We start from the raw sequence: 13,090 nt of genomic DNA on the forward strand, positions 1-13,090 counted from the left end.
AATCTTGACCCGATATTTTCAATTACGGATGTATTTTGAACCAGAATCTTAAAATTATGAACCAAATGACAAATTCTTTCCTGCTGATATACTGCAATTTTGTATTGTCCCTTCAGGGTCATAATTACCCGGACTCGTTTTTAGAGAACAGATAGAAATGAAGCTGCGGGCATAAACATAAAAATCAAAAAAATGGGTTTGTCAGCTTCAGGTATTTTTCATGCCGCTATTGGTATCATTAGATTATTAATTATAAACATATGAAATTCAAATTTATCCTGCTTAATCTGGTCATCTGCTCAATTGGGGCAAGGGCCCAGAACATGGTGAGCATGTCTTCAATTCATCCTGCTGCGGATACGGCCGGAATTGACAAAAAAGAACTGGCCATCCGCTATCCTTCTTTAAGGCAGTTTGGTATTTCTGCCAACAATTATGGTTACAGTGATTTGAAAGTACAATTGACGGTGGGAATTTTGCCCAGGGTAAGGTCAGGACAGAACGGATCAGCTCTTTCTTCAATACGCCAGCAATTCATTGGCAGAACAATTCACTTTCTGCAACGGTCAATTATACTTATACCAACACAAAACTTAAAGAAATTAAAAGTGAATCAACACTTACCTCGTTGAGTTCAGATAAAAGCACAATAGATCTTGCATTGAATTATTCAAGGGTTGATCGTATCTTTAATCATCCCATTATTTATTCATTGGTTGCCCGAGGCATCACAGACAATTTAAATACGGTCAGAAGATTTAATTTTAATGGAAGTTTCACATTGCCACTGAAAAAAAATGAGAACACCACGTTTTCGGTGGGATTGATCGCACTGATAGATCCTTCTGCCCCGATACCGGTTGAGCCGATTGTGAACTATTATCACAAATTTTCTGCATCCGGCCTGGAATTGATTGTAGATCTTCCCAACGGCATAAACCTTAAGAAAGCTATTGCCAGGAATGCATGGCTGAGTGTTGGCTCCAATCAGGCATCCTATAGCATTTTCTATGATCATTATAATGAATATCTTAATGGTAAAATAAGCTATAACACCATTGAATTAAAAAGCGGTGCTACATTTGAATATTTGTTTGCCAAAAATATTATGGTCAGCGTAGGCGGTGGAGTCAATAATTTTCTTTCGGCCAGAGTTTTCAATGATGGGGAAAGATACAGCAATGCCTCCATTAGAAGTACCCCAAAAAGTACCCCTTATACGAATATTGGGATTTCATTATTATCATTATAAATTCACAAATAGGTTTATTACTTGAATAGTAAAAAATCCACGCTAAAATTAAACTTTATTCATCTCTTTTTGTTGAATCACAGCTCCAGCAGCAATACGCGTTGGAGTTGTGATATTTTATAAACAGCATGTATGTGCTTCCACTAAAGGTTCATAAATTTTATTGATTGCAGAAATTTATCTGAACCAAATAAACAAATTATTGGACTGTTTAAAAAAAGGTATCATTTAATTTACCCACAACTTTGTAATGTCGATAATGACAAACAATTTTAAAAATCATACATATGAAACGTACAGCAAAAGCACATTGGAGTGGCAATGCAAAAGAAGGAAAAGGTGAACTGACAACACAGAGTGGAATCTTAAACAAAACGAATTATAGCTTTAAAACAAGATTTGTAGGGGAGGAGCAGGGAACAAATCCGGAGGAATTACTTGCGGCTGCTCATGCAGGTTGTTTTACAATGGCAGTAAGTTTTGCATTAACAGAAAAGGGAATGCAAGCTATATCGCTGGAGACGGAAGCTACCCTAACCATGGAGGGATTTGATATCACCGGGATACATCTTTCAATTACAGGTACTGTTCCAGGCATAAACCAAATTGATTTTGAAACGATTACGAAACTCGCTGAACAAAATTGCTTAATTTCTAAAGCGTTGCGAATTACGATCAGTTCTCAGGCTCATCTTGTTCTTTAATTTGAAACACCTAAATAAAGAATCAATGGTCTTTATGAATTGAATAAATGCAATCTGAGGAGCAAACTGTAGTTTATACAGGAGCAGGTGGTATAAACAAATCTTGAAAAATCAATACCCCTCTTATTGCTATTTCATTCGTATCCTGCATTTAAACAGATTTTAACAATTTCGCCGAAACCCTAAATTCTACATGGGTAAGAATCGTGAAAAATTCTTTGCGGACCAAATATATTTAACAACTATGGTAAACGACTATAAGAAGTATGAACTGTATGGTAAGCCGCTGCTACAGAAAATTGAACTGACAGCGCCTTTTAAATTTGATTTTCCTGTTGCTGAGCAGGCTTGTTTTCTATATGTGCTGGAAGGGGAGTTTCAATATCAACAGGATGATGAGGAGATCAATATACCTGCCAATTATGCGCTGTTCCTTAATTGCGTAAACTCCGGAAAGCAGATTCATAATGCCAGACCGCACCACCATTGCCGGATTGTTATTGTTACCTTTTATCCGGAAATTTTAAAGAAGATCTATGACCGGGAGCTGCCGCTGCTCTTACAGAGACCTACTAACCTCATTTCAAATCAATCAAACAAAAAATTAAATAACGACTTTCTGATCCAGAAGTATGTGGAAGGTCTGCTTTTCTATTTTGAAAACCCCTCGCTTGTCAATGACGATATTCTGGTTCTTAAACTTAAAGAAATCATACTTTTACTGGCGCAGTCCCAAAGTGCGGAATCGGTTCAACTGATCCTGTCACAGCTATTTTCACCTACTTCATATTCGTTTAAACAGATTATTGAAGCCAACTTATTCTCCCAGCTCAGCATTGACCAGCTGGCTGCACAGAATAATCTCAGTGTATCCTCATTTAAAAGAGAGTTTAGCAAATTATACAATGATACACCAGCTAATTATATTAAGAACAAAAGACTGGAAAAGGCCGCTGAATTACTGACGGTTTCAGATCAGCGTATTACAGATATAGCTTATGAATGCGGGTTTAATGATCTGGGCACTTTTACAAAGAGCTTTGGCGATAAATATCATCTTACGCCAACAAGCTATCGCCAGGAACAAAAAAGATAAATCGCGGATTCGGGTACTTGTTTTCCCTGCAATTGTAGGTTTGCATTAGCAATCATGATTTCTCATGATCTTTCCACCAGAGACATGTAAGATATACCTATGTCCGGTTAAAGTATTATCGCAAAAAAAATCACGGACAACTCTCTCATTATTAATGCGATCCTTCGCTTCAGTATGAGCTAAATAACCAAAATATTGGTCTAAAATAGAAACTTCTTCTTTTGGTAAAATCGGAATTTTACAGTGTCAATATCGACAGACAATTTAAAACATTACAAGTATGGTAAGATTTAAAAAGAGTAACCTTATTTTATTAATGGTTATGTTCTTAATGACATTAGGTAGCGTGCGAGTGCATGCTCAAAAAACCCTGGACAAAGGTGATAGAGTTCCTATGTTCACCCTAAAAAATCAGGACGGTAAAGATGTTCAGTTATTAAAGTACATTGGGAAAAAGAAAATCGTGATTTTCTTCTATCCGATGGATGAAAGCCCTGTATGTACCAAAGAAGCATGTGCCTTCCGTGATTCCTATGAAACCTACAAAGATGCAAATGCTGTTGTTATGGGAATCAACAAAGGAACAGTAGAAAGCCATAAGGCATTCCAAACGAAGGAACACTTGCCTTTTGATTTATTGAGTGATCCTAATAATAAGGTACTTGACCTGTTTGGTATTAAGGAAGAGGATCTTGGTAATATGGTATTGAGCGGAAGAGAAACATTTGTAATCGGCCTGGACGGAAAAATTGTATATAGATTTCGTGATTTCATGAAGGGAGATGAGCATTCAAAACAAGTTCTGTCTTATTTGAATAGTAAATAAGTTTTGTTCGCTGCTTAAATAATACTTATTGGTGATAAGGAGGAGCCTTACAATTGCAGCTCCTCTTATTGCCCAATGATCACAAATTTTATTCAATGATTTATCAATTTTGTTATGAGAAATTTAAAAATTAATTCATCTATAGCGCTCTTTTGTTTTGTATTGTCTTCTGCATTTTCACTACATGTGAAGGCACAGCAAAAACAGAATATACAGGAAATAAAATTCAGTACTACTGATTACCAACACGTGGTGGCCTTAGCCAAAGCAAGTAGAAAAAAAATCTTTGTAGATGCTTATGCAACTTGGTGTGCCCCTTGTAAAGAACTTCAAAAAGTGACCTTCAAAGATGCTAAGGCTGCAAACTATTTTAATAAGAATTTTATCAATATCAGTATTGATGTCGAGAAAGGTGAGGGCGTTAAACTGGCTAAGAAATGGGGAGTGTCTGGTCTGCCTACATTACTTATTCTTGATTACAATGGAAATGTAATAGACAGTCATACTGGTTATGTTGATGGAAATGGCCTGGTAGAGTTTGCAAAGGATGCGTCTGTTCGGTAATACAAAAAATATCATGTCAATGAAAAATTTCTTACTAGTAGTATTCAGTTTGTTGTCTCTTGTCGCATTTTCGGCGCATGATCTTAAAATGATTGAGGTAGAGGATAATCTGAAGCCGACAAATAAATTAGATACGGTGACTTTTGCCAGTGGGTGTTTTTGGTGTATTGAAGCTAAATTTTCACAACTGAAAGGCGTTCAGAAGGTAATCACAGGATATACAGGTGGCCACGTTAAAAACCCAACCTATAAAGAGGTCTGTAAAGGGACTACAGGACATGCAGAAGCTGCAGATATAATATATGATTCCACAATAATTTCTTATGATGAACTCCTTGAAGCGTTCTTTTTGTCACACGACCCAACGCAACTGAACCGTCAGGGAAATGATATCGGCACCCAATATCGCTCTGCAATTTTCTATCATAATGAGGAGCAGAGAAAAAAAGCACAATATTATATTGAAAAATTGACTGAACAACGGGTTTATCCAACTGTTATTGTAACTGAGGTAGAGCCTTTTACGATCTTCTATATAGCAGAGAGCTACCATCAGCAATATTATAAGCAAAATCCCAATCAGGGGTATTGCCGATTTGTCATCCAGCCTGAACTGGAGAAATTTAAAAAAATATTTAAAAATAAGCTTAAATCCTAATGTAAGAACAATGAAGAATCTCATTTTTAGCTTTATACTCATGCTGATTGGCGGAAGCATATATGGTCAGAATTTAAAATCAGATCAGGGGCATGAACATAATCCCTATTATTCAACTGTTGATACAACTAAGCTGAAGGTATCCGACGCTGAGTGGAAAAAAGTGTTACCTAAAAATTTATATCTGGTTGCCCGGGAAAAAAATACGGAAATGCCTTTTACAGGTAAATATTGGAAGAGTAAAACAAAAGGAACATATTATTGTGCTGCCTGTGGGAATTTACTGTTCCGTTCAGATGCCAAGTTTGCCAGTAGCTGCGGATGGCCAAGTTTTTATGAACCATTACGCCCAAATAGTGTAGAATATCATGAAGATCACTCCCATGAAATGGATCGCACGGAAGTGCTATGTGGCCGTTGCGGCGCTCACTTGGGACATATTTTTAATGACGGACCTGCGCCTACCTACAAAAGGTTCTGTATGAATTCTGTCTCTCTTGACTTTCAGCCCGATAAAACGGACAAAACAAAATAGACTATTTTAAAACGGGTATGGGACATTGCTCCTTTTGTTCTGCTGCATTGGAGATCAGTTTTTCTAATGAGACTCCAACAACCGCCTTTCATTTACGGGCTAACGGATTTCCTATTGTAGCATAAGGTTTACTTATAAACCATTTCTCTAATTTATTCAATTTAATATGTTATCTAAGAAATTTTCACGTATCATAATGGTATTTATCTTATTTTCTATTGGTATAATAGAGGTAAATGCACAAATAAAAGATAATCCGGTAAAATGGAAATCATCCATAGAACAGCTAACGGGCGACACGCTTCAAATCAAGTTTACTGCCATGATAGAAAAAGGCTGGCATATCAACAGCCAGTTTAACAAGATGAATGATGGACCACTGCCCACCACATTTGATATTTCTGCATCTGAACAATATGCCTTGGCAGGAGGGGTGATTGAACCTAAGCCGCTTGAGCGCATCGAAGAAGCTTTTGATAATCAGAAGTTATATTACTTTGAAAATGAGGTCAGCTTTTTTCAGAAAATCGTGCCTAAAACAAAGGGTGATATTGTGGTAAAAACAGTTGTGAGCTATATGTCCTGTGGAAGTACGATGTGCCTGCCGCCTGAAACAGAAGAAGTAACGTTGCGTTATAAAGTGCCGGATCTAACCCAGACTCCTGCTCAAAAAGAGAGCAGTCTCCTGTGGATTTTTTTAGGCGGCTTTTTAGGTGGCTTTTTAGCACTTCTTACCCCTTGTGTCTTTTCGATGATCCCTTTAACTGTAAGTTATTTTACAAAAAATGGAGGTATGAAAAAAGCTGTGCTTTATGCGGTATCTATTGTTATTATCTATGTAGCACTTGGACTCAGTGTCACACTGACCTTAGGACCTGATGCTTTGAATGCTCTGGCGAGCAATGGAATTGTAAATTTTATTTTCTTTTTGATTTTCGTGGTATTTGCCATTTCATTTCTAGGTGCATTTGAAATTACATTACCAAACTCATGGCTGAACAAATCAGATAAAATGTCCGATAAGGGAGGGCTGATAGGGATATTTTTCATGGCATTTACGCTCGCATTGGTATCTTTTTCATGTACAGGACCTATTATAGGGAGTTTGCTGGTACAGGCAGCCGTAAGTGGGAATGTTATCGGCCCCGCAGTTGGGATGTTTGGGTTTGCGCTGGCGCTCTCCATTCCATTCCTGCTTTTAGCAGCCTTTCCGAGCATGCTCAAAAAGTTACCGCGGTCAGGCAGCTGGCTTGGCAGGGTAAAGGTAGTACTAGGTTTTCTGGAACTGGCATTGGCCCTGAAATTTCTGTCCACATTTGACCTGGTGTACCAGCTTGGTCTTTTACAGCGAGAACTATTTATTGCCATCTGGATTGTCATCTTTCTATTATTAGGTTTTTATGTCATTGGTAAACTAAAAATCGACGATGAAGAAAGCATATCAAAAGTGGCTATAAGTGCTTTGATTCCATCTATTTTTATTTTTAGCTTTGTGGTTTACCTTATTCCCGGCTTATGGGGGGCACCTTTAAAACTGGTCAGTGGTTTCTTGCCACCTTCTTTTTACAAAGAATGGAATCAGGAAAAAACATCGACAGTATCCCATGACCCGCAAAAGACTGTAAAACATGCACAGAGTTGTCCTCTGAATCTAAACTGTTTTCATGATTATGATGAGGGTGTGGCATATGCCAAAACAGTTGGTAAACCTGTTTTATTGGACTTTACTGGCTGGAGCTGTGTCAATTGCCGAAAGATGGAAGATAATGTGTGGAGTGCACCTGAAGTTTTGGAGATGTTAAGTAATGATTATGTCGTGATATCGCTGTATGTTGACGATACGACCGTTCTTCCTGAAAAGCAGCAGACAACCTCAAAAATAACAGGAAAGAAAATAAAGACCTTAGGAAATAAATGGAGCGATTTTCAGACTGCCCGGTTTCAGACGAATTCACAGCCCTACTATGTTGTTGTAGATCCCAATGGCAAACAACTGGCTGAACCAATCGCCTACGAGCCTGATGTGAAAAAATATACCCATTTTTTACAATCGGGGATTGAGGGCAATAAGTAAAGATGTTTTACATAAGTCAGGTTTGGCAATTGTATGTAAGATAGTGTATTACTTTTTGTTTTTCTGGTTAAAAAAGAAACGGATTTTTGCAGGAAAATTATATACTTGAGAGTAAATTGAACCTATAAATAAGATGCCATTCAGTATTTACAAATGGTAATAGCATTACTAGATATGATAATTGTATGATCTCACAGCTTCAGTAATTTTTGCAGCTCATTTCTATGTTCTTCTCCCCACTTTGCTGTTGACATAATCACCGGTATCAGACTTTCACCCAAAGCAGTAAGTTGATATTCCACTTTTAATGGGAACCCATCATAAATTTGTTTTTTGATTAATCCATGATCGATCAATTGATTAAGCTGGTTATCCAGCACCCTTCTTGTCGCATCAGGGATTTTACGATGAAGTTCTCCGGGACGTTTGATTCCAGAATATATTGACCAAAGCAAATTTATTTTCCATTTTCCTTGAATCACTTCTAAGAATAAATGCAATCCACAGTCCAAGTTTATAGGTAGTTTCTTTTCGTACATCGTAACAGCTATTAAAAAACAAAAAAGAGGTATAGACAAATTTATCCGTAATTGACACAGCTATATTTTGCAATTAACTTTGCAATAAAATAAAAGTAAAAGTATGAAATTTAAGTTATTTGGAGCGAATAACGGTCTTTATGCCAGTGAAATTATATTGGGCGCGGCCAATTTCGGAACAAGAAAAGGATACGGAGCAGATCCTGAGGAGTCGAAAAAAATTTTAACGGCATACGCGGATGCAGGCGGGAATTTTATAGATATATCAGATTTGTACCAGTTTGGTGAAGCAGAGGAAATTGTAGGTGATTTTATACAAGGAAGCAGAAGCAACTATATCATCTGTACAAAATATACCAAAAGCAGTGATCCCAATCCAGCAATAAGTAATTCCGGAAATAATCGTAAATCAATGCGCCAGGCAGTAGAACAAAGCCTAAAACGATTAAAGACCGATTATATTGATATTTATATGCCTCATTTTGATGATGGTGTGACGCCAATAGATGAAATAGTTATGGGCCTTGATGATTTAGTAAGAGAAGGGAAAATATTGTATACAGGACTGACTAATTTTCCAGCATGGAAGGCTTCTTCCATAGCTACTTCAACTAAATTGACTGCGCTACAGATTGAATATAATTTACTGCAACGCACAGCGGACCGTGAATTAATCCCAATGGCAGAGGAATTTGGATTAGGGGTTATGATGTATTCTCCGTTGGCAGGTGGACTGCTTACAGGAAAATATAGAAATGGGGAATCGGGCCGGATCAGCCTTTCTTCCCAATCTGGCTACAATGAAGATCAGAAAACAAAAGAAATCATTGATGAACTGTTAGATATTTCCAATAAATATAATGCTACTCCCGGGCAGATTGCATTTGCATGGAACTTATCCAAAAATGCATTTCCGTTGCTTGGAGCTCGAAATATCACCCAATTCGAAGAAAGTATTGGTGCCTCTGGCATCTCGTTAACGGCGGAAGAAATCACAAAACTAGATACTTTAAGTTCAATTACTTTAGGCTACCCGCATGAATTGCTTCATACTGTCCGGGGAGTAAAAACTAAATAGACACATTATATTGCAAAATTGAACTTTTATCCTTTACTGATATTTGGAAATTATAATAATGGTAAAGCAACATATGAGATGTGAGAAACTTCATTCATGATGTTTATCTGAAGCTTCTTCCTGATGTCTCCACAATTCCTGAAAAACGGGGCTGTTCTGGCGCAGATATTCAAAAGAGCCTTCTGCCACAACTTTACCCTGTTTTAATACATATATATAATCAAACTTGGGTAACAGATGCAGACGGTGCATTGAGGATATAACAGCTTTATTAGAAAAAGTTTTAAACAGTCTTTCGTAGATTAATGCCTCCGTTTTAGGGTCAACACTGCTGGTAGGTTCATCCAGCAGTACGACCTCGCTTTCTCGTGCAGCCAGTATACCTCTGGCCAGTGCCAGGCGTTGTTTCTGCCCTCCGGATAAATTCACTCCTTTTTCCCTGATATCGGATTCCAATCCCTGTGGTAATTGTTGTATGACCTCATTAAAGTAAGCACTTTCACATACCTCGACAATATCTTCGTTGCTGAAAGGCAGACCCAAGGTAATATTATAGGTGATAGTATTCTCAAATATTTCTGGCTCCTGAGGGAAAAGAGTTACAGTTTCATTAAGAGTAGCAAGACTATGTTCTTTACCATCCACGGTCAGCGAAAATCCGGATTCGGGGAAGTATAAACCTCTCAACAGAGCCAGTAAGGTACTTTTACCGCTTCCGCTCTCACCAATCAAAGCTATTTTTTTCCCTTTGGGAATAATAAGATTCAGATCATGAAGACTTTGTGGTGCATGCTGATCGTCATACGAGCCAAGGTGAGAAAAATTGAGATTTTGTATCTCAATCGTTTTCCAGTCATCTGGCAAGTCTGTCGTGGCATCCGGCCGGTGTTGCTGTTCGTAGGCTTCACTAATGTTCTTTGCCGTTTGTACATGGGTATTATATTGAACAATATTGGTATACTGCCATGCAATGTCATGAAATACGCTGGTGAAATTGTTCACATATCCCAGTAAGACCACCAGGCCGGCAACCTGAAAGACATGACCTTTCTCCCAATGCTGTATGACATAACCTACAATGACCACACAATAGATAAGGGTCACCATCATATCTGCAACAAACCATTTCCATTCGTTAATTACTGAAAGTTTTCTGAAAGGACGTTTAATCTCCTGTACTCTGCCCATTAGCCCTGTTTTCATACTCTTTTCCAGTCTCAGGGTAATAACTGTCATAATATTGGAAAGGCTATCGAATAGGGTAGCAGACACAACATGCTCCTTTTCATTCACCTCGTCGAGCGCTTTGATGTAAGGTTTATCGAACTTAAGGATAATTCCTATAGTTACAATTCCCAACAGAATACCAATGGTACCGTAAAGTGGAGAAAAGAAAAGCATAGCGACTAATGAAAAAGCAAATTTTGAAAAAGCATGTATATACATGAAACCTGTATCAAAAAATTCTTTTAATGCTTCATATGCTTTCTTGATTCTGTTGAGAGTAGATCCACTATGATGATCCTGGTGCCATTTTACCGGAAGATGCAGGGCCTGATGATAGCGTTCCTGTAAAAAGTTGCTGCTGAGATGAAAAGCGAGCATTCTCTCCATGATCCGGGCAGGTCCATCAAAGCTCCATTGTATCAATTTCAGTAGAAAGTAGGCAAGACCATATATGAACGCATAATACAATACTTCATCTGTATTGTTTTGTATTTTTCCTACAAACCATCCGAACAGTAAAGGACTTAGGGCAAATAGAATATTATAAATGATATAAAGTGAGTACACCAATAAAAATTTTTTCCGCTCTTTGCGGGCATATTGCCAGGCTGTTCGTAAAAGAGAAATGTATGGGTTGGACATAACTTCAGATTGAAGTTTAAAATTAAGAAAATATACGATATGATAAGTTTTATCTCACAATTAATAGAAATAAATATGTTTTAAAAACACTCAGAATGTATGTAATTAATATTTTACGACTTATTAATCATTTTTAGTGATTTTAATAATCATAATTTATCGTTTTTAATAATGATTAATTGATTGTAATTTTGTCCTGTTAAAAATAAATATAGAAATGAAAATTAAAAGGACAATCAAAATTTTCTTCGTTGGTGCTTTTGTATTAAGCGTATCCACAGGAAATTTTTTCGCACAATCTCAACATCAATTGACATCAAAAAAACAGGTAGAAAAGAATGAAATTCATTATCGTACCATAAAAGCAGATGGCTTAAATGTCTTTTACAGAGAATCGGGTCCCAAAGATGCACCTGTTGTACTTCTTTTGCACGGTTTTCCCACTTCTTCTTTTATGTATAGAAACCTTATTCCAATCCTGAGTACAAAATACCATGTCATTGCCCCTGATATGCCTGGGTTTGGTTTCACAGATTCTCCTGATACAAGTAAATATAACTATACATTCGAAAGTCTTACAAAAACGATGCAGGCATTTATAGGCGAACTGGGTCTTAAACGTTTTGCGGTTTACATTTTTGACTATGGAGCTCCGGTAGGTTTGCGATTGGCTCTTGCAAATCCTGAAAAGATCACAGGAATCATTTCTCAAAACGGGAATGCATATGAAGAAGGAATGAGCCAGGGTTGGAACGGATTAAAAGAATATTGGAAGCACCGTACTCCGGAAAAGAAAGAGGAAATTATAAGACCGGTGATGTCGTTGAAAACTACAAAATGGCAATATGAGACGGGCGTAAGTGATCTGTCATTAATTGAACCAGAAACCTACACTCTGGATCAACATTTTCTGGACCGCCCCGGAATGGCTGATAAACAGATGGACTTAATGGCAGATTATGAATCCAATATAAAATTATATCCTGCTTTTCACGCTTATTTTAGAAAACACCAACCCATGCTTTTAGCAGTTTGGGGAAATAAAGACCCTTATTTTATTCCGCCAGGTGCAGAAGCATTTAAAAGGGATCTTCCTCATGCGACAGTAAAACTGTATGATACAGGACATTTTGCTTTAGAAACCCATTTAAAAGAAATAAGTACTGATATTTTAGAGTTCCTGGCTAAACTTCCTAAATAATAAGAAGCGGGTTAGATTTTAAATCTAACCCGCTTCTTATTATTACTTTTCATTGTTTTTTATAATCCTGATGTGCTATTATTAAGTTACAGGGCAACAAAGTATGAAGAAGTACTTCTAAAATCAAAGCTGAATTATCAATTTTGATCGGAAATTTACCGGATGTTGCAACAGGAAACATCTCTCATATTTGAGAGACGTAGGTAAGAATCCTGATTACAGTTTTTTTTGATTGATCAGATACTCTGCAAACTGTTCATTTAACTGTTCGCATTCATGTTGTAATACTCCTGATTCAATCTCAGGTTTCCGGCCCCATTTGGGGATGTTTTCTGTTTCAAGGATTTTAAATTCAGAAGTTTGTCCACCAACTAAAGGTACAGAAACTCCAAAAATGATTCTTGCGATTTTATGATGCCTGATGAGGTAAGAGCACATGATACAGGGTTCATGGGTAGAGAACATCACAGATTCATGTAGTGAATCTCCATAGCCATTATTCAGAGCGTCTTTTACAGCTAAGATTTCTGCGTGCTGAGTGATATCTCCTGTTGATTTTCCCGATTCGATTCCTTTGCCGATAATCTTACCTTCAAAAACCAATAAAGATCCTACGGGAGGATTTCCTTTTTTCAATGCTATTTTCGCGAGTTCAATGCATTCAAGCATATAGGTATTGTATGATTCCATGATT

Annotated in this window: 14 protein-coding genes; 11 read left to right on the top strand and 3 right to left on the bottom strand. The window is 37.3% G+C overall.

What is annotated here, in order from left to right; genetic code table 11:
• The first annotated feature begins 260 nt into the window (after positions 1-260).
• The 9 genes from CEY12_RS01360 to CEY12_RS01400 all read left to right on the top strand — a co-directional run bounded on the left by CEY12_RS01360 (position 261) and on the right by CEY12_RS01400 (position 7,709).
• Entirely contained in the window at positions 261-632 is a 372-nt protein-coding gene (locus tag CEY12_RS01360; protein WP_089025984.1) for a hypothetical protein, read from the top strand.
• Complete coding sequence (locus tag CEY12_RS01365; protein ID WP_089025985.1) at positions 629-1,252, top strand: hypothetical protein; 624 nt, start codon at positions 629-631, stop codon at positions 1,250-1,252. The genes CEY12_RS01360 and CEY12_RS01365 overlap by 4 nt, the downstream gene beginning before the upstream one ends.
• A gap of 287 nt (positions 1,253-1,539) precedes the next feature.
• Positions 1,540-1,956, top strand: coding sequence for an OsmC family peroxiredoxin (locus CEY12_RS01370; protein ID WP_089025986.1), 417 nt, complete (start codon positions 1,540-1,542; stop codon positions 1,954-1,956).
• Between the two features lie 244 nt (positions 1,957-2,200).
• Positions 2,201-3,052 (top strand): AraC family transcriptional regulator, encoded by an 852-nt coding sequence (locus CEY12_RS01375; RefSeq protein ID WP_089029742.1) that lies wholly within the window; start codon positions 2,201-2,203, stop codon positions 3,050-3,052.
• A gap of 331 nt (positions 3,053-3,383) precedes the next feature.
• On the top strand, positions 3,384-3,878 hold the full coding sequence (locus CEY12_RS01380) for a peroxiredoxin (RefSeq protein WP_228409766.1): 495 nt from the start codon (positions 3,384-3,386) through the stop codon (positions 3,876-3,878).
• Positions 3,879-3,992: 114 nt separating this feature from the next.
• The gene (locus CEY12_RS01385) at positions 3,993-4,442 is read left to right on the top strand and encodes a thioredoxin family protein (RefSeq protein WP_089025988.1); all 450 of its coding nucleotides are present in this window, start codon (positions 3,993-3,995) and stop codon (positions 4,440-4,442) included.
• Between the two features lie 19 nt (positions 4,443-4,461).
• Positions 4,462-5,100 carry a peptide-methionine (S)-S-oxide reductase MsrA gene (gene msrA / locus CEY12_RS01390; RefSeq protein WP_089029743.1) on the top strand — a complete coding sequence of 213 codons (639 nt, stop codon included), beginning with the start codon at positions 4,462-4,464 and terminating at the stop codon, positions 5,098-5,100.
• A gap of 10 nt (positions 5,101-5,110) precedes the next feature.
• Positions 5,111-5,635: a peptide-methionine (R)-S-oxide reductase MsrB gene (gene msrB / locus CEY12_RS01395; protein WP_089025989.1), complete on the top strand. Its 525-nt coding sequence runs from the start codon at positions 5,111-5,113 to the stop codon at positions 5,633-5,635.
• Between the two features lie 196 nt (positions 5,636-5,831).
• On the top strand, positions 5,832-7,709 hold the full coding sequence (locus tag CEY12_RS01400) for a protein-disulfide reductase DsbD family protein (RefSeq protein ID WP_089025990.1): 1,878 nt from the start codon (positions 5,832-5,834) through the stop codon (positions 7,707-7,709).
• 191 nt (positions 7,710-7,900) lie between these two features.
• Here the strand turns inward: CEY12_RS01400 and CEY12_RS01405 are convergent, their stop codons facing one another.
• Positions 7,901-8,248 carry a winged helix-turn-helix transcriptional regulator gene (locus tag CEY12_RS01405; protein ID WP_089025991.1) on the bottom strand — a complete coding sequence of 116 codons (348 nt, stop codon included), beginning with the start codon at positions 8,246-8,248 and terminating at the stop codon, positions 7,901-7,903.
• A 103-nt stretch (positions 8,249-8,351) separates the two neighbouring features.
• Here CEY12_RS01405 and CEY12_RS01410 point away from each other — a divergent pair, with 103 nt between their 5' ends.
• The gene (locus CEY12_RS01410) at positions 8,352-9,326 is read left to right on the top strand and encodes an aldo/keto reductase (protein WP_089025992.1); all 975 of its coding nucleotides are present in this window, start codon (positions 8,352-8,354) and stop codon (positions 9,324-9,326) included.
• Positions 9,327-9,416: 90 nt separating this feature from the next.
• Here CEY12_RS01410 and CEY12_RS01415 read toward each other — a convergent pair whose 3' ends face one another.
• The gene (locus tag CEY12_RS01415; protein WP_089025993.1) at positions 9,417-11,195 is read right to left on the bottom strand and encodes an ABC transporter ATP-binding protein; all 1,779 of its coding nucleotides are present in this window, start codon (positions 11,193-11,195) and stop codon (positions 9,417-9,419) included.
• A gap of 217 nt (positions 11,196-11,412) precedes the next feature.
• Between CEY12_RS01415 and CEY12_RS01420 the strand changes: the two genes are divergently transcribed.
• The gene (locus CEY12_RS01420) at positions 11,413-12,396 is read left to right on the top strand and encodes an alpha/beta fold hydrolase (RefSeq protein WP_089025994.1); all 984 of its coding nucleotides are present in this window, start codon (positions 11,413-11,415) and stop codon (positions 12,394-12,396) included.
• Between the two features lie 216 nt (positions 12,397-12,612).
• Here CEY12_RS01420 and CEY12_RS01425 read toward each other — a convergent pair whose 3' ends face one another.
• Positions 12,613-13,086, bottom strand: a complete 474-nt coding sequence (locus tag CEY12_RS01425) for a nucleoside deaminase (protein WP_089025995.1) — start codon at positions 13,084-13,086, stop codon at positions 12,613-12,615.
• Positions 13,087-13,090: the final 4 nt, after the last annotated feature.

Origin of the sequence: Chryseobacterium sp. T16E-39 (genome assembly GCF_002216065.1) — a bacterium.
In the GTDB taxonomy this organism is placed as follows: Bacteria; Bacteroidota; Bacteroidia; order Flavobacteriales; family Weeksellaceae; genus Chryseobacterium.